The sequence below is a fragment of the Klebsiella sp. MISC125 genome (assembly GCF_051131775.1).
GTDB lineage: Bacteria > Pseudomonadota > Gammaproteobacteria > Enterobacterales > Enterobacteriaceae > Klebsiella.
Genome location: NZ_CP180448.1, coordinates 1,284,977 through 1,302,323 on the forward strand (window position 1 = coordinate 1,284,977; position 17,347 = coordinate 1,302,323).

Below are 17,347 nucleotides of genomic sequence, written 5' to 3' on the forward strand. Positions count from 1 at the left end.
ACCGGGCTATTTCACGGGGTCAAGAGAGTTGATTCACACTCCTGTCTTTTGTGCCGCTATTTCCCCTTCAGAACAGGCTTTGCTTTTCATTTCCGTGAACTATCCCCCATCCCGTTAGGCATAAGCCACAAATCAGATTTACTACTGCGATGAAAGCTGTGTATTTGCACGGTGAGCCCGTCACCCCCTCTTTTTATACTTTTCCTGCCAGTTACAAATGCAGTGCCAGATATAACGACAATTATGAAAAAACACTAACACGTCATTCTGAGTACCCTACAGGTTGTGCTGTTCAGAATGAACGTAGCTAACGCTATGATTCAGGAGTGCAACAATGAGTTCATTAAGTCAGGCGGCGAGCGGCGCTGAAAAGCGCACCAATGCTCGCTACTGGATAGTGGTGATGCTGTTTATCGTCACATCCTTCAACTACGGTGACCGCGCCACCTTATCTATTGCCGGTTCGGAGATGGCCAAAGATATTGGCCTTGATGCTGTCGGTATGGGGTACGTTTTCTCTGCGTTCTCATGGGCTTATGTTATCGGCCAGATCCCCGGCGGCTGGTTGCTCGACCGCTTTGGTTCAAAACGCGTCTACTTCTGGTCCATCTTTATTTGGTCCATGTTTACCCTGCTGCAAGGCTTCGTCGATATCTTTAGCGGCTTTGGCATTATCATCGCGCTGTTTACGTTGCGATTCCTTGTCGGTTTAGCTGAAGCACCTTCCTTCCCCGGCAACAGTCGCATAGTCGCGGCGTGGTTCCCGGCACAGGAGAGGGGCACGGCGGTATCGATTTTTAACTCTGCTCAGTACTTTGCCACCGTTATCTTTGCGCCAATCATGGGTTGGCTGACTCACGAAGTGGGCTGGTCGCACGTGTTCTTCTTTATGGGTGGCCTCGGGATCATTATCAGCTTTGTCTGGCTGAAGGTGATTCATGAACCGAACCAGCATCCAGGCGTAAACCAAAAAGAGCTGGATTACATCGCTGCAGGCGGCGCGCTGATCAACATGGATCAGGCTGCAGCCAAAGCCAAAGTACCGTTTAGCGTGAAGTGGGGACAAATCAAACAACTGCTGGGTTCACGCATGATGATTGGCGTGTATATCGGCCAGTACTGTATTAACGCTCTGACCTACTTCTTTATCACCTGGTTCCCGGTCTACCTGGTGCAGGCGCGCGGGATGTCGATTTTGAAAGCGGGTTTTGTCGCTTCGGTGCCGGCTATCTGTGGCTTCGTCGGCGGCGTGCTTGGCGGAATTATTTCCGACTGGCTGATGCGTCGTACCGGCTCGCTGAATATTGCGCGTAAAACGCCAATCGTCATGGGGATGCTGTTGTCGATGGTGATGGTGTTCTGTAACTACGTCAACGTGGAGTGGATGATCATCGGTTTTATGGCACTGGCCTTCTTTGGTAAAGGCATTGGTGCGCTGGGCTGGGCAGTCATGGCGGATACCGCGCCGAAAGAGATCAGCGGCCTCAGCGGCGGTCTGTTCAATATGTTCGGTAACATTTCCGGTATCGTCACGCCGATTGCCATCGGCTACATCGTTGGCACCACCGGTTCGTTCAACGGCGCGCTGATCTACGTCGGTGTCCATGCGCTGGTTGCGGTGCTGAGCTATCTGGTGCTGGTGGGCGATATTAAGCGTATCGAACTGAAACCTGTCGCAGGACAATCATCATGACAACACAATCGAGCCCCGTTATCACCGACATGAAGGTTATCCCGGTGGCCGGGCATGACAGCATGTTGCTCAACATCGGCGGCGCGCATAACGCGTACTTTACCCGCAATATCGTGGTACTTACCGATAATTCCGGGAATACCGGCGTCGGTGAAGCGCCGGGCGGTGAAGTGATTTATCAGACGCTAGTTGATGCTATCCCGATGGTATTAGGCCAGGAAGTCGCCCGCCTGAATAAGGTGGTACAGCAGGTGCATAAAGGTAATCAGGCCGCTGACTTTGATACCTTTGGCAAAGGTGCCTGGACCTTTGAGCTTCGGGTGAACGCGGTAGCCGCTTTGGAAGCGGCGCTGCTCGACCTGCTGGGCAAAGCGCTCAACGTGCCAGTTTGCGAACTGCTAGGGCCGGGCAAGCAGCGCGATGCGGTCACCGTGCTGGGCTATCTGTTCTACGTAGGCGATCGCACGAAGACTGATTTGCCTTATCTGGAGACGACGCCGGGCAACCATGACTGGTATCACCTGCGCCATCAGCAAGCGATGAACAGCGAGGCGGTAGTGCGTCTGGCGGAAGCCTCGCAGGATCGCTATGGCTTTAAAGACTTCAAACTCAAGGGCGGCGTGCTGCCCGGCGAGCAGGAAATTGAAACCGCCCGTGCGCTGAAAAAACGCTTCCCGGACGCGCGTATTACGGTTGACCCCAACGGCGCCTGGCTGCTGGATGAAGCTATCGCACTGTGTAAAGGGCTAAACGATGTGCTGACCTACGCCGAAGATCCTTGCGGTGCCGAACAAGGTTTCTCTGGTCGCGAAGTGATGGCGGAGTTCCGCCGTGCGACCGGTTTGCCCGTGGCGACCAACATGATTGCCACAAACTGGCGCGAAATGGGTCATGCGGTGATGCTTAACTCGGTGGATATTCCGCTGGCCGATCCGCACTTCTGGACGCTTTCCGGCGCAGTGCGCGTGGCGCAGTTGTGCGATGACTGGGGCCTGACCTGGGGCTGCCACTCGAACAACCACTTTGATATTTCGCTGGCGATGTTTACCCATGTTGGTGCAGCAGCGCCCGGTAAGCCTACGGCTATCGATACCCACTGGATCTGGCAGGAGGGCGATTGCCGCCTGACCAAAAATCCGCTGGAGATTAAGAACGGGAAAATTGCTGTTCCGGATGCGCCTGGACTGGGCGTGGAGCTGGACTGGGATCAGATTAACAAGGCTCATGAAGCCTACAAGAGACTGCCCGGCGGCGCGCGTAATGACGCGGGCCCGATGCAGTATCTGATCCCTGGATGGACTTTTGACCGTAAACGCCCTGTTTTCGGCCGTCACTGATTACGCAATAAGGATTGAATTATGAGCACTCAATTTACGACTCCAGTTGTTACCGCGATGCAGGTGATCCCCGTTGCGGGCCACGACAGTATGCTGATGAACCTGAGCGGCGCACATGCCCCGTTCTTCACGCGTAATATTGTGATTATCAAAGATAACTCCGGGCACACCGGCGTCGGCGAAATCCCCGGGGGCGAGAAAATTCGCCAGACCCTGGAAGATGCGATTCCGCTGGTAGTGGGTAAAACGCTTGGTGAATATAAAAATGTGCTGAACGCGGTACGTAACCAGTTTGCCGATCGCGATGCCGGTGGGCGCGGTTTGCAGACCTTCGATCTGCGTACCACTATTCATGTGGTCACTGGCATTGAAGCCGCAATGCTTGACCTGCTCGGCCAGCATCTGGGCGTAAACGTCGCTTCTCTGTTGGGCGATGGTCAGCAGCGTAACGAAGTCGAAATGCTCGGTTATCTGTTCTTCGTCGGCAACCGCAAAGCGACGCCGCTACCGTATCAGAGCCAGCCGGATGAGAAATGTGACTGGTATCGCCTGCGTCATGATGAAGCGATGACCCCGGATTCGGTGGTGCGCCTGGCGGAAGCGGCGTATGAGAAATATGGTTTCAACGACTTTAAACTGAAAGGCGGTGTGTTGGCTGGGGAAGAAGAGGCGGAATCCATTGTTGCGCTGGCGAAACGCTTCCCACAGGCGCGTGTGACGCTGGATCCAAACGGCGCGTGGTCGCTCAATGAAGCGATCAAAATTGGTAAGTACCTGAAAGGCTCTCTGGCTTACGCAGAAGATCCGTGTGGTGCAGAGCAGGGCTTCTCCGGACGTGAAGTGATGGCGGAATTCCGTCGTGCTACCGGCCTGCCGACCGCGACCAATATGATCGCCACCGACTGGCGTCAGATGGGGCATACCCTGTCGCTGCAATCGGTTGATATCCCGCTGGCGGACCCGCACTTCTGGACCATGCAGGGCTCAGTTCGCGTGGCGCAGATGTGCCATGAGTTCGGCTTGACCTGGGGCTCGCATTCTAACAACCACTTTGATATTTCGCTGGCGATGTTCACCCATGTCGCGGCTGCGGCACCGGGTAAGATCACCGCCATTGATACCCACTGGATTTGGCAGGAAGGCAACCAACGCCTGACCAAAGAGCCGTTTGAAATCAAAGGCGGCATGGTGCAGGTACCGGCGAAACCGGGTCTGGGCGTAGAGCTCGATATGGATCAGGTGATGAAAGCCCACGAGCTGTATCAGAAACACGGTCTGGGCGCGCGCGATGACGCCATGGGGATGCAGTATCTGATCCCAAACTGGACGTTTGACAACAAGCGTCCGTGCATGGTGCGCTAAGAAAACGCCGGTTCCTGCGGGGACCGGCTTATTTCGCGTTACCGGGTAAATGCTCATTTTAAGGACAGCTTATGAAGATAGTGATCGCACCGGATTCATACAAGGAGAGCCTGAGTGCGCTGGATGTTGCAACCGCGATAGAGCAGGGTTTTCGGGAAATTTATCCGGACGCGGAGTATGTCAAACTGCCGGTTGCGGACGGTGGTGAAGGAACCGTCGAAGCGATGGTTGCAGCGACTCAGGGGTATCAGGTTGAGGTCACCGTCACCGGGCCGCTTGGTGAACCTGTCGCGGCTTTTTACGGACTTTCAGGCGACAAGCAGTGCGCTTTTATCGAAATGGCGGCGGCGAGCGGTCTGGAGAGCGTGCCGTCGGCGCGACGTAACCCCCTGTTGACTACGTCATGGGGGACGGGAGAGCTTATTCGTCATGCGCTGGACGCAGGCGTGAAGCAGATTATTATCGGCATCGGCGGCAGCGCCACTAACGATGGCGGAGCCGGAATGGTACAGGCGCTGGGGGCGAAGCTTCTGACCCACGACAACCAGCAGATTGCGCTCGGCGGCGGTGCGCTGGATAGCCTGGCGCGTATTGACATCAGCGAGCTTGATGAACGTCTGGCTAAATGCCGTATTGATGTCGCCTGCGATGTGACTAATCCGCTGACTGGCCCGCAAGGGGCAACGGCGGTATTTGGTCCGCAGAAAGGGGCGACGGCGGAAATGATTGTCAGCCTGGATAAGGCGCTGGCCCATTTTGCCGGGATTATTCACCGCGATTTAGATCTCGACGTGCTGAACCTTGAAGGTGGCGGCGCGGCGGGCGGTATGGGCGCAGGCTTGTACGCCTTTTGCGGTGCGAAGCTGCGACCAGGAATTGAGATTGTCACCGATGCGTTGCATCTTGCCGATATCGTAGCGGATGCGGACCTGGTGATTACCGGTGAAGGGCGTATCGACAGCCAGACGATTCACGGTAAAGTGCCGGTTGGCGTGGCGAGGGTGGCTAAACGTTACAATCTTCCGGTGATTGGCATTGCTGGCAGCCTGACGGCGGACGTTGGCGTGGTGCACGATCATGGTCTGGATGCGGTATTCAGCGTGATTTATTCCATTTGCACGCTTGATGAGGCACTTGAAAATGCCGCTGAAAACGTGCGCATGACGGCGAGAAACGTCGCCGCGGTGCTGAAAATGGGGCAAGTGATATAAGTTATCCCCGGTCGTGCAGCGCAGACCGGGGATAACGTTTTAAATGCCCATCAGCTTGCACGCTTCGCGTGCGACGTTATCCATTTCATCCAGCAGTTCCAGAAACTCCGGCTCCAGCTCCTCGGCGACGGTGCCCGCCCGTAGCTGGCTTTCGATGGTCTGACACAATTTCTTCAAGCGAGGAACGCCGCTGTAGCTACAGCTGCCGTGGAGTTTATGAATCAAATCCAGCAACCCTTCCGGCTGCTCGCCGACCAGTTGCTCTTCCACTCTATTACGAACTTCCGGCATAAAGGCGATCAGCATTTGCAGCATTTCCTGCGCCAGATCTGGCTTCATTGCCGCCTGGCGTAGCGCTAACTGCCAGTTCAGGGTGACGTTATGATCGATCGGCAGTTCGTCAGGCTCTTTTACCGCGAGCGGTGCAACATGCTTGCCCGGCTGATAGCGCAGCAGCAGGCTATAGAGCTTGTCTTCTTCAATCGGTTTCGCCAGATAATCATTCATTCCTGCGCTCAGGAGCTTTTCGCGTTGGCCTTCCAGCGCGTGCGCGGTCACGGCAATGACTGGAGTTTGCTGTTGATGAGGAAGCTGGCGAATCAGTTCGCAGGCGCGAATACCGTCCATTTCTGGCATCTGAATATCCATCAGAATCAGATCCTGCTGCTTTTCTTTAGCCTCTTCGACGGCATGCTGGCCGCTGTCGCAAAGGATGACGTGCTGAACCAGGTCTTCCAGTAGCGCGCCGATGAGCTTCAGGTTTGCCGGGTTATCATCGACCGCCATCACCGTCATCGGCAGTTTTTTACTGTCTGAATACGCCGGTAACATAGTGGGTTGCGCCTGACAGGTGGCCGTCAGCGCGGGGAGCAAGCGCGTTGAGGTTAGCGGCTTGAGTAGGCAGGCCGTAATGCCATCTTGTTTCAGCGCTTCGGCGCTGACCTGGGCGTGGCACGGCAGCGCCAGCAGCAGGTGATCCGCAAGTTTGCAGGCCCTTGCAAGTTTATCTCGATGTAGTCCCAGGTCACGCACCGACACTGGGGTTCCGACCAACAGGATATCGTAATGTGCATCAGGCAGAGCGGACATGGTTGGGCTATAGACCACCTCTAACGGCGTTGTTGCCAGCAGTTCCATGGTGCACTGCGACGCCGTGGCGTTAGCTTCAATATAGGCCAGCTTTTTGCCTGTCAGACAGTCGGTTGACACGCTATCGGGGACGGCGTTGGGGTTAAGATCGAGGCTGATATGGAACCAGAACGTTGAGCCGCGATTCGGCTGGCTGTGGAATGAAATATCGCCGCCCATCTCCTTCACCAGGCGCTGGGTGATGACAAGTCCCAACCCGGTGCCGCCGTGGCGGCGTGAAATACTGGCGTCGGCCTGACGGAAAGCCTGGAACAAGCGTGATTGATCGCGCTCAGGAATACCAATACCGGTATCGTGAATTTGTACCTCAATCTGCACTCTGGAGTTGCTGATTGCGCGCTGTTCCACCAGGACGTCGATATTGCCGTGCTCGGTGAATTTAATGGCGTTACCCATCAGATTAGTCACAATTTGCTGCAGGCGCAGCGGGTCGCCAATCACGTTATCCGGAACATCATTTTTGATGTTCAGCGTCAGCTCCAGGCCTTTATCATGCGCCGAATGGGCCAATAATGTGACCACTTCATCCAACGAGTTGCGCAGCAGGAATGGGATACTTTCCAGAATCAGCTTGCCCGCTTCGAGCTTAGAGAAGTCCAGAACATCGTTAATGATCGCCAGCAGATTGTTGGCTGAACGCTCAATAGTGGTCAGGTGATCGCGCTGGGTAGTATTTAAGTTGGTTTTCAGCGTCAGGCGCGTGAAGCCGATTACGCCGTTGAGCGGGGTGCGCAGCTCGTGGGACATATTGGCCAAAAACTCGGATTTAATTCGCGCGGCTTCTTGAGCACGCTTTTTCGCCAGGTCCAGTTCGACGTTCTGAATCTCCATCTGCTCAAGCGTTTCACGTAGGTCGGACGTGGCCTGATCGACGTTATGCTGCATCTCTTCATGATAGGCCGCCAGCGACATGGCCATCGAGTTAATGCCATTTTTGAGCATATCCAGTTCGCCGAGCATAAAGCCCTCGACGCGGCTATCAAGCTGACCGCGGCGAATGCGGTCGACGGTGTTCACCATATTGCGAATCGGGCCGGTGACATCGCGCATCAGACGCCAGCCGAAAATTAACGCAATACCAATACAGAACAGCATCATCACGCTGGAGATGAAAATCTCTTTGTACTGCTGCAATCGCACCGATTTGAGATCCAGCTCAAGGGCCACGTAGCCCAGCATGTTGTCCGGCATTTTGGCGTCAGTTCCCGGTGATTCATCTGGTGAATAGCTTTCCGAGACGATCGGGGTGCGCAAAATCATCAAGTCACCATTGCGAATCACGCTTAAGCGCCGAGGGAAAGGAGCCCCTTTGGGAAGCTGAAGTTCGCCGGGATCAAGCTGAAAGTTGGAGGTGACAAACAGCTTGTTATGCGAGTCGTAGATAGAAATTGCGCGCACGATATCGGAATGGCGGCGGTGCAAAACGCTAATAAGCTGCCTGATTGACTCGCGGTTTTGCAGATTCATGCCATATTCACTGGAAACCGCCAGCGGCTCAATAATACTGGCTCCAGCATCTTCCAGCTGGCGCTGAAGGTCGTTATAGCGGTGTGCGACGAAGAAAATGCTGAGCAACAAACCGATCAGAACGGTGGGCGCCAGAATTAGAATCATCATGCGAGCACGAAGGCTGTAGTTGGTCATGCGGTTCCATTATGGGAGAATATATAAATTATCCTTCAGGCTGCTTTCATGTCGGCTGCACTTGCTTGCCGCCGACGCATCTCTGAACGATCTCGTTATATTTAATTGAGACAAATCTCTACGATGGCGCAATTCTACTCTGCAAAACGGCGTGTGACGACGCGCCAGATCATAACCGTTACAGTCAATGACCTTGACCCTTTTGGTCAAGGCGTTGCGCGTCATCAGGGTAAAGCGCTGTTTGTCAGCGGCTTATTACCGCAAGAGCAGGCGGAAGTTGTCCTGGTCGAAGATAAAAAACAGTATGCCCGCGCGCAGGTTAAACGCCGTCTTAGCGACAGCCCGCAACGACAAACACCGCGCTGCCCGCATTTTGGCGTCTGCGGAGGATGCCAGCAACAGCACGCCAGCATCGACCTGCAGCAGCAGAGTAAACGTGCTGCACTTGCCAGGCTAATGAAACGCGATGTCGATGACATTATAGCCGCTTCACCCTGGGGCTACCGTCGCCGGGCGCGGCTGAGCTTGAATTATCAGCCAAAGACCCAACAATTACAGATAGGCTTCCGGAAGGCTAATTCTAACGAAATTGTCGATGTGGTGCAGTGCCCTGTTTTGGTGCCCGATCTTGGTGCGTTATTGCCTGCCGTCCGTGAGTGTTTGTCGGGGCTGAAGGCGGCTCGTCAGCTTGGTCATGTCGAACTGGTGCTGGCGGATAACGGCCCGCTGATGGTATTGCGCCACACCGCCGCCTTTTCTGCGGCAGATAAAGAAAAACTGGAACGCTTTTCGCAATCTCACGGTCTTTCCCTGTATCTGGCACCGCAAAGCGAGATACTGGAGCATATTAGCGGGGAATCTCCCTGGTACACATCTGACGGTCTACGCTTAGTGTTCAGTCCGCGCGATTTCATCCAGGTGAACGACGGTGTGAACCAGTTAATGGTGCGCACGGCGCTGGAGTGGCTGGATCTTCAGCCAGAGGACCGGGTGCTGGACCTGTTTTGCGGAATGGGCAACTTTACTCTGCCGCTGGCGAAACGCGCGGCGCAGGTCGTCGGCGTTGAGGGGGTTCCTGCGCTGGTGGAAAAGGGCCGTGAAAACGCAGCGCTTAACGGGTTGCACAACGTGACGTTCTTTCATGAAAACCTGGAAGAGGATGTCACCCGCCAGGACTGGGCGAAACACGGTTTTGATAAAATTTTGCTCGACCCGGCGCGAGCCGGTGCTGCGGGTGTAATGTTACATATTATAAAGTTAGCCCCGCGCCGGGTGGTGTATGTTTCTTGTAACCCGGCGACGCTGGCGCGCGATAGCGACGTTTTATTACAGGCGGGATATACCATTCAACGCCTGGCGATGCTGGATATGTTCCCCCATACCGGGCATCTGGAATCAATGGTGTTGTTTGAGCATAAAGATTAGTTGAGGCTTGCCGACTTCGGCAGGCCGGTCCCTTAAGGAGAGGACAATGGTTGCGGTAAGAAGTGCACATCTAAATAAAGCTGGTGAATTTGACCCGAAGAAATGGATCGCGAGTCTGGGAATTTCCAGCCAGCAGTCGTGTGAACGCTTAGCCGAAACCTGGGATTACTGTCGAGAGAAAACGCAGGGACACCCGCAGGCGGATCTGCTGCTGTGGCGCGGTGTGGAGATGGTGGAGATTCTCTCCATGCTCAGCATGGATATCGACACGCTGCGGGCTGCGTTGCTTTTCCCGCTGGCGGACGGCAACGTCGTCAGCGAAGAAGTCATGCAGGAGAGCGTAGGTAAATCCGTCGTTACCCTCATTCACGGCGTGCGGGATATGGCCGCCATACGCCAGCTTAAAGCCACCCATACCGACTCGGTCTCTTCTGAACAGGTGGACAACATTCGCCGCATGCTGCTGGCGATGGTCGATGATTTCCGCTGCGTGGTTATCAAACTTGCCGAGCGGATTGCCCATCTGCGCGAAGTGAAAGATGCGCCGGAAGATGAGCGCGTGCTGGCGGCGAAAGAGTGTACCAATATCTACGCGCCGCTGGCTAACCGCCTGGGGATCGGTCAGCTCAAGTGGGAGCTGGAAGATTACTGCTTCCGCTATCTGCATCCGGCGGAATACAAACGCATTGCTAAGTTGCTGCATGAACGGCGTATCGATCGTGAACATTACATCGACGAGTTTGTGGGCCATTTACGCTCGGAAATGAAAACCGAGGGCGTCAAAGCCGAAGTGTACGGGCGACCAAAACATATCTATAGCATCTGGCGCAAAATGCAGAAAAAGCACCTCGCATTTGACGAGCTGTTTGATGTGCGCGCGGTGCGCATTGTCGCCGAGCGTTTGCAGGATTGTTATGCCGCGCTGGGCATTGTACATACTCACTACCGTCATCTGCCGGATGAGTTTGACGACTATGTTGCCAATCCTAAGCCCAATGGCTATCAGTCGATTCACACTGTGGTGCTGGGTCCCGGCGGCAAAACGATAGAAATTCAAATTCGTACTAAACAGATGCATGAAGATGCTGAGCTGGGCGTGGCTGCGCACTGGAAGTATAAAGAGGGCGCCAGCGCGGGGGCCAGCGCGGGGGCCAGCGGCGCGCGCGGTTACGAAGATCGCATTGCCTGGCTGCGTAAGCTGATCGCCTGGCAAGAAGAGATGGCGGATTCCGGCGAAATGCTGGATGAGGTTCGCAGCCAGGTCTTTGATGACCGGGTTTACGTCTTTACGCCAAAGGGCGACGTTGTGGATTTACCTGCTGGCTCAACGCCGCTTGATTTTGCCTACCATATTCACAGCGATGTCGGACACCGCTGCATTGGGGCGAAAATCAGCGGGCGCATCGTACCTTTTACCTATCAGCTGCAAATGGGCGACCAGATTGAAATCATCACCCAGAAACAGCCGAACCCGAGCCGCGACTGGCTGAACCCGAACCTTGGCTACGTCACGACCAGCCGTGGGCGTTCCAAAATTCATGCCTGGTTCCGCAAGCAGGATCGCGATAAGAATATTCTTGCCGGGCGGCAGATCCTCGACGACGAGCTCGAGCATCTGGGTATCAGCCTGAAGGATGCGGAAAAACATCTGTTGCCGCGCTATAACTTTAATGAGCAGGACGAACTGCTGGCAGCGATTGGCGGCGGTGATATTCGTCTTAACCAAATGGTCAACTTCCTGCAAGCGCAGTTCAATAAACCGAGCGCCGAGGAGCAGGATGCCGCCGCGCTGAAACAGCTGCAGCAGAAAACCTATACGCCACAGAATAACCGCAGCAAAGATAACGGCCGGGTGGTGGTTGAGGGCGTTGGTAACCTGATGCACCATATTGCGCGCTGCTGTCAGCCGATTCCTGGCGATGAGATTGTCGGTTTTATTACTCAGGGACGTGGGATCTCGGTGCATCGTGCGGATTGCGATCAGCTTGCGGAATTACAATCACATGCCCCGGAGCGCATTGTGGACGCGGTGTGGGGCGAAAGCTACTCGGCGGGCTACTCGTTGGTCGTGCGTGTTCAGGCTAACGATCGTAGCGGCCTGCTGCGCGATATCACCACCATTCTTGCCAACGAGAAGGTCAACGTGCTGGGCGTTGCCAGCCGCAGTGATACCAAACAGCAGCTTGCCACAATCGATATGACCATTGAGATCTACAACCTGCAGGTGCTGGGCCGTGTGCTTGGCCGGTTGAATCAGGTACCGGATGTGATTGACGCCCGTCGTCTTCACGGCGGGTAAATTCCCCTTCCTGTAGCCGTAAACCGCTGCGTTGGATTCCAACGCAGCGGTTTTTTTTGCCTTGCCGACGGTAACGATATGTTCACTGCAATAATTAATCTACTTTTTACATTCAGGTATTTTTGTATTTATTCTTAATTTCGATCATTTGCCTATAAATATATTCATGTTGAATGTTTGTGGTCGAATTAAAATCATTATTGATCTATCAGGTGAATGTATTTCAATTGAAAGATCTACTGATGCTATGTTAATTATTTTAAATTGAGTTAAATCAATAAAACCATTTTATTACATTGTGGCAACGTTTTTGTTGATGTATTTTCATTTTCACGAAATGACTAACACCAGTACACAATTAGAATTATTTAATAAAGGAATATCTTATGAAAAAGTCAATGATTGCAGCCGTCGTCCTGTCTTCACTGTTTACTGCGCAATATGCTTTAGCTGCTGATACTGAAGAAGGAACATTACAAATTAACGGCGTTGTTTTGCCGACAACCTGTAAATTTGTTGATGGGAATTCTTAGGCAACAATTACTATGGCCCCTGTAGGTAAAGCACAGTTTGCGGGATTAACGGCCGGGCAGTCCTATGTCGGGTATTCAAATGATGCGAACCAGGAATTAAAGCTGAAGTGTGAAGGCGATAAAGTTCCTCATATTTCATTTGTCACTACCGGATTTGATGATACCCACCCAACAATTACTGCGGCAACCGGCGGGGCAAGCGGTGTTGGTTATACGTTGAAGCTGAATGGTAATTCGGTTAATCCAAGAGAGGGTGTAAAATTAACGGCTAATACGGCCGGGGAGTATGATCTTAATTTCTCCGCACAATATGCAATTACTACCGCGCCGGGTAATATACAGGCTGGTAACGTGAATTCTACCGTTGTTATGCAGGTTAACACCGATTAAATAATTGAGCCGACGGCCTGGCCGTCGGCTCATTTCCCCCGCAGGAATCTCACCATGAAACGTCTAATCGCATTATTACTGGCAAGTATGATTATGCCTGCCTGGGGCGGCATTATTATTTACGGCACACGGGTGATTTATCCCGCACAGAAAAAGGATATTACGGTTCAGATACTAAATGATGATTCACGCAGTTCGCTGGTACAGGCATGGATTGATGATGGCGATGTCAGCATTCCGCCTGAAAAAATCAAGGTTCCATTTATGCTCACGCCTCCGGTTGTCCGCGTAGCTGGGGGGGCCGGACAACAGCTGAAAATTAAGAGTCTGGTTAATCATCTGGCGACCGATCGTGAAAGCCTGTTCTATCTTAACGTCCTTGATATACCGCCGAACTCTGCAGAGGGTGAGGGTAAAAATCGTATTAAATTTGCGATGCAAAATCGGATTAAACTCATTTATCGGCCGCAGGGTATTAGCGGGGTAGACAAAAAATCTTTTTCACGACTTAAGCTGAATTCGACAGCTGGCGGTATAAAGGTGAAAAATGAATCAGCCAACTGGATAGTTATCCCCACTATCGAAGGTGGCGGAAAGATAAACAATCAAACCTTATTATTGGCACCGCGCTCAGAGCAATTGATTGCCGTGAAAACATTCGTCAGCCGCTATACCGTGACGCTGATTGACGACCATGGGAATTATTTGAGTGAGAAGGTTGACGTAAGAAAATAGCTCAAGGACTGATTATGTTAAAGATAAATATCCTCGCGATGGCTATTCTTTTTGCGCTTGCTGCCGGGCCAGCATATTCTGAAAAAGAAAGCTTTGATACCCATTTTATGATTGGTGGGTTTAATGGTGAAAAGGTTGATGAATACTGGTTTGATGAAACCAAACCTTTGCCTGGCGATTATGAGTTGGATGTTTACTTAAACGATCAGTTTCGCGGGCGTTATGAGATTCATATAAAAGATGATGTTGATGCGACCTGTTTGTCCCTGGCGCAAATAGAGGTGATGGGGATTATTACTAAAAATATTTCGGCAGCAAAAAAACAGGATTGTCTGCCATTAACGATAGCGGTACAGGGTGGCTCAGTACATTATGATATTGGCCAGTTTAATCTTTTTCTGAGCGTGCCGCAGATCTATGTCCGGGAATATGAAGCAGGCTATATGCCGCCGGAAAGTTGGGATCGGGGCGTTAATGCATTGTTTACATCTTATTATGCCAGCCAGTACTACAGCGATTATAAAAACGGCGGTTACAGTAAAAATAGTTATCTCAACTTTAATAGCGGGCTGAATCTATTGGACTGGCAGCTACGGGCAACGACCAATTTTACCCAGGCTAACGATGGTGCAGGGCAGTGGCATAGCAACACAGTCTATCTGGAGCGCGGTATCGCGGAAGTTCTTGGCACATTTCGCGCGGGAGATATGTATACCTCTTCCGATATGTTCGATTCTTTACGTTTTCGCGGCGTGCGCTGGTTTCGTGATATGCAAATGTTGCCGGATTCACAGCAAAATTTTACGCCAGTGGTGCGCGGTATTGCGCAGAGTAACGCCCTGGTCACCATCGAGCAAAATGGGTTTGTCGTTTATCAAAAAGAGGTGCCTCCCGGTCCTTTTGCGATTCAGGATCTGCATCTGTCCGGCGGCGGAGCCGATCTCGACGTCACGGTAAAAGAAGCGGATGGCTCGACCAGTCATTATTTGGTCCCCTATTCTTCGGTGCCGAATATGTTGCAGCCAGGGGTCACGAAGTACGATTTTGTTGCTGGGCGTAGCCATGTAGAAGGCGCCAGTAATCAGGCTGATTTTTTACAGACCAGCTATCAGTATGGTCTGAATAACGTTCTGACCTTATATGGCGGGGTGATGGCGGCGGATCGTTATCATTCTGAAGTTATTGGCACCGGCTGGAATACGCCGATTGGCGCAGTGTCATTTGACGCCACATTTTCCCATAGCAAACAGGATAATGGTGATGTCTTTGATGGGCAGAGCTATCAAATCGCCTGGAATAAATATATGCAGGCTACTGGCACCCATTTTGCACTGGCGGCCTGGCGCTACTCTTCGCGTGGGTTTCGTACCTTTAATGATTATATCTGGGCGAATAACAAGCAGGAATACCAGCGGGATATCAATGATGTCTACGATATTGGTGATTATTACGCTGAGGATTTTGGCCGTAAAAACAGTTTCTCAGTCAATGTGAGTCAAACGCTGCCGGATACCTGGGGATCTTTGGCGCTGAGCGGCTTGTGGCGCGATTACTGGCAACGCAGCGGCACTGGAAAAGACTATCAGTTTAGCTACAGCAATAGCTGGCGGCAAATAAGCTATACCCTTTCGGCCAGCCGTACGCAGAATGATGATGGCAATCATGACAATCGCCTCAACCTGTTTTTCTCTATCCCTTTCAACTGGGGAGACGGAATTACCACGCCACGTCGACATTTATCGCTAACTAACTCAACGACCTTTGAAGATAAATATCAATCGAATAACACCAGTCTTAGCGGGATTGTCGGCAACCGGGATCAGTTCAGCTATGGCGTTAATTTTAGCCAGCAACAACAGGGACATGAAACTGCTGTTGGCGGCAATCTGGGCTGGCGCACGCCATTTACCACCCTGAACGGCAGCCTCAGTCAGTCGAATAAATATAACCAGGCCAGCGCCAGTATGCAGGGGGGAATCGTTGCCTGGTCCGGCGGGATTGAACTGAGCAATCAGCTTTCCGATACCTTTGCCATTGTACGTGCTCCGGGGTTAAAAGGCGCAGCGGTGCAGGGCCATCGTTATCTGACGACCGATAACCAGGGCAAAGCGATTTACAGCGGCTTAACGCCTTACCGGGAAAACTCGCTGACCCTTGATCTTTCGCATACTGATAGCGATGTGTCGCTATTAGGCAATCGGCGGTCGCTGGCACCGTATCGTGGGGCGGTTGTGCTGACGGAATTTGAAACCGATAGCCGTAAGCCGTGGTATTTGCGCGCCGAGCAGGCTAACGGCGATCCGTTGCCTTTTGGTCACGAAGTGATGAATGAGGCCGGGGAGTATATTGGCCTGGTGGGGCAGGGAAGCCTTTTATTTATGCGTGCGAACGAAATTCCACCGCAGATTCGCGTTGAGCTGGATAAGGCGCTGCAGCAGTTTTGCACCATCGCTCTTGAGAAGCATCTGGAAGATGGACGTGTTTACGTCTGCCGATAAGAGGATAGGGACATGATCAGAGTTTTAAATATATTTGGCGGCGTGCTGCTTCTCTTTTCAGGAATGTCTTTTGCAACCTGCAACTCGCCTGCTTCGCAAACTAGCCATTTCACGATCAACGTGGATGGCTCAACGACGCAATCGGCGATTCAGGTCAATTTTTCCGGGCTGTCATGTACCAACAATACCACCGTCAACTACCCCAGTTTTAGCGATGTGGTCATTGGTTTTAATGGTGGTGAGGATAAATTTAAACTGAAATTCGCCTGGCAAAGTGGCAACCCCGGTTCGCTGCAATCAAGCAATAACAGCATTAACATCGGCTTTACCGTGTCGGCGACTCGAGATACTGGAACCGCGACCTATACAAGTAGTGGTAATACCGTGACGATTCCGGGGGCGATGTTGGCCTCGACGGCCTCGAACAGCGATTACAATAGCGCCTGGACTGCCTTTTTCTTGTGTATATTTAACCCCTCGCAGTGGGGAACATGTCGGGAACGGTTTAGTCAGGCTCTGTATAAAGCAGGCGGCGCGTTTTCTTCCGATTTGGTGGTGACCTACAACCGTATCGCTACGACCTGTAAACCAGAAAACCTACAGCTGGATCTCACGGCGATTCCTGTTGGCAAAGTTCGCACTTACGGCGTGGTCGGCGAGGGCAGCGCTGCGGGTAATATCACCCTGAACTGCAACGCCAGCCAGACCAATCAGAAAGCGAACCGCACGGCGACGGTGTATCTGAAAAGCAGCACTTTACTGGACAGCGATCCTTCGATACTGCAGGCCAACGCGAATAACGGTGTTGGGTTTATCCTTGAAAACGGCTCCGGGCAGCGCATTGTTCTCGCTCGTGCTGGCGATGCCATCAATGAAGCGGTCACTAAGCTGGCTATTATCCCGAAGAGTACAACCGCCACGCTTTCGGCAACGCTGCAAATCCCTGTTCGTGCGAAGTACTTTGTCTTCGACCCAAATAAGAGTCGCTCGGGGACGTTATCCGCCACGGCGACGATTGTTGTGGAGCATCAATGACGTCGCTATGTTGTCGTTGGTATAGCAGGTAAAAAA

General features: G+C 52.7%; 12 protein-coding genes. 11 read left to right on the forward strand and 1 reads right to left on the reverse strand.

Going from position 1 to position 17,347, the window contains the following annotated elements; genetic code table 11:
* Positions 1-334 precede the first annotated feature (334 nt).
* From gudP to ACMYSL_RS06145, 4 genes are all read left to right on the forward strand, one after another.
* Positions 335-1,693 (forward strand): galactarate/glucarate/glycerate transporter GudP, encoded by a 1,359-nt coding sequence (gudP, locus tag ACMYSL_RS06130; protein ID WP_434661761.1) that lies wholly within the window; start codon positions 335-337, stop codon positions 1,691-1,693.
* Positions 1,690-3,030, forward strand: coding sequence for an enolase C-terminal domain-like protein (locus tag ACMYSL_RS06135; protein WP_434661763.1), 1,341 nt, complete (start codon positions 1,690-1,692; stop codon positions 3,028-3,030). Before gudP ends, ACMYSL_RS06135 begins: the two co-directional genes overlap by 4 nt.
* Before the next feature lie 21 nt (positions 3,031-3,051).
* The gene (gene gudD, locus ACMYSL_RS06140) at positions 3,052-4,392 is read left to right on the forward strand and encodes a glucarate dehydratase (RefSeq protein WP_182234564.1); all 1,341 of its coding nucleotides are present in this window, start codon (positions 3,052-3,054) and stop codon (positions 4,390-4,392) included.
* Positions 4,393-4,463: 71 nt separating this feature from the next.
* Positions 4,464-5,603, forward strand: coding sequence for a glycerate kinase (locus ACMYSL_RS06145; protein ID WP_182234562.1), 1,140 nt, complete (start codon positions 4,464-4,466; stop codon positions 5,601-5,603).
* Positions 5,604-5,642: 39 nt separating this feature from the next.
* On the opposite strand, the gene barA is transcribed toward ACMYSL_RS06145, so the two are convergent.
* The gene (barA, locus tag ACMYSL_RS06150; RefSeq protein ID WP_434661766.1) at positions 5,643-8,396 is read right to left on the reverse strand and encodes a two-component sensor histidine kinase BarA; all 2,754 of its coding nucleotides are present in this window, start codon (positions 8,394-8,396) and stop codon (positions 5,643-5,645) included.
* 123 nt (positions 8,397-8,519) lie between these two features.
* Here barA and rlmD point away from each other — a divergent pair, with 123 nt between their 5' ends.
* The 7 genes from rlmD (at position 8,520) to ACMYSL_RS06185 (ending at position 17,311) form a co-directional block, all read left to right on the forward strand.
* Positions 8,520-9,821, forward strand: coding sequence for a 23S rRNA (uracil(1939)-C(5))-methyltransferase RlmD (gene rlmD, locus ACMYSL_RS06155; protein ID WP_434661768.1), 1,302 nt, complete (start codon positions 8,520-8,522; stop codon positions 9,819-9,821).
* Positions 9,822-9,867: 46 nt separating this feature from the next.
* Positions 9,868-12,120 carry a GTP diphosphokinase gene (gene relA, locus ACMYSL_RS06160; protein ID WP_434661770.1) on the forward strand — a complete coding sequence of 751 codons (2,253 nt, stop codon included), beginning with the start codon at positions 9,868-9,870 and terminating at the stop codon, positions 12,118-12,120.
* A gap of 386 nt (positions 12,121-12,506) precedes the next feature.
* Positions 12,507-12,653 (forward strand): hypothetical protein, encoded by a 147-nt coding sequence (locus ACMYSL_RS06165; protein WP_434661772.1) that lies wholly within the window; start codon positions 12,507-12,509, stop codon positions 12,651-12,653.
* A gap of 12 nt (positions 12,654-12,665) precedes the next feature.
* Entirely contained in the window at positions 12,666-13,043 is a 378-nt protein-coding gene (locus tag ACMYSL_RS06170; protein ID WP_434661774.1) for a hypothetical protein, read from the forward strand.
* Between the two features lie 54 nt (positions 13,044-13,097).
* Positions 13,098-13,778, forward strand: coding sequence for a fimbrial assembly chaperone (locus ACMYSL_RS06175; RefSeq protein WP_434661776.1), 681 nt, complete (start codon positions 13,098-13,100; stop codon positions 13,776-13,778).
* Between the two features lie 14 nt (positions 13,779-13,792).
* Positions 13,793-16,276 (forward strand): fimbrial biogenesis outer membrane usher protein, encoded by a 2,484-nt coding sequence (locus tag ACMYSL_RS06180; protein ID WP_434661778.1) that lies wholly within the window; start codon positions 13,793-13,795, stop codon positions 16,274-16,276.
* A 12-nt stretch (positions 16,277-16,288) separates the two neighbouring features.
* Positions 16,289-17,311 carry a fimbrial protein gene (locus ACMYSL_RS06185; protein WP_434661780.1) on the forward strand — a complete coding sequence of 341 codons (1,023 nt, stop codon included), beginning with the start codon at positions 16,289-16,291 and terminating at the stop codon, positions 17,309-17,311.
* Positions 17,312-17,347: the final 36 nt, after the last annotated feature.

Excerpts from the sequence above, each read along its gene's own strand:
- ACMYSL_RS06170 (WP_434661774.1), top strand. The coding sequence starts at position 12,666 with ATGGCCCCTGTAGGTAAAGCACAGTTTGCGGGATTAACGGCCGGGCAG.
- ACMYSL_RS06185 (WP_434661780.1), top strand. The coding sequence starts at position 16,289 with ATGATCAGAGTTTTAAATATATTTGGCGGCGTGCTGCTTCTCTTTTCA.
- ACMYSL_RS06135 (WP_434661763.1), top strand. The coding sequence starts at position 1,690 with ATGACAACACAATCGAGCCCCGTTATCACCGACATGAAGGTTATCCCG.
- gudP (WP_434661761.1), top strand. The coding sequence starts at position 335 with ATGAGTTCATTAAGTCAGGCGGCGAGCGGCGCTGAAAAGCGCACCAAT.
- ACMYSL_RS06175 (WP_434661776.1), top strand. The coding sequence starts at position 13,098 with ATGAAACGTCTAATCGCATTATTACTGGCAAGTATGATTATGCCTGCC.
- relA (WP_434661770.1), top strand. The coding sequence starts at position 9,868 with ATGGTTGCGGTAAGAAGTGCACATCTAAATAAAGCTGGTGAATTTGAC.
- barA (WP_434661766.1), bottom strand. The coding sequence starts at position 8,396 with ATGACCAACTACAGCCTTCGTGCTCGCATGATGATTCTAATTCTGGCG.
- gudD (WP_182234564.1), top strand. The coding sequence starts at position 3,052 with ATGAGCACTCAATTTACGACTCCAGTTGTTACCGCGATGCAGGTGATC.
- ACMYSL_RS06180 (WP_434661778.1), top strand. The coding sequence starts at position 13,793 with ATGTTAAAGATAAATATCCTCGCGATGGCTATTCTTTTTGCGCTTGCT.
- ACMYSL_RS06145 (WP_182234562.1), top strand. The coding sequence starts at position 4,464 with ATGAAGATAGTGATCGCACCGGATTCATACAAGGAGAGCCTGAGTGCG.
- ACMYSL_RS06165 (WP_434661772.1), top strand. The coding sequence starts at position 12,507 with ATGAAAAAGTCAATGATTGCAGCCGTCGTCCTGTCTTCACTGTTTACT.
- rlmD (WP_434661768.1), top strand. The coding sequence starts at position 8,520 with ATGGCGCAATTCTACTCTGCAAAACGGCGTGTGACGACGCGCCAGATC.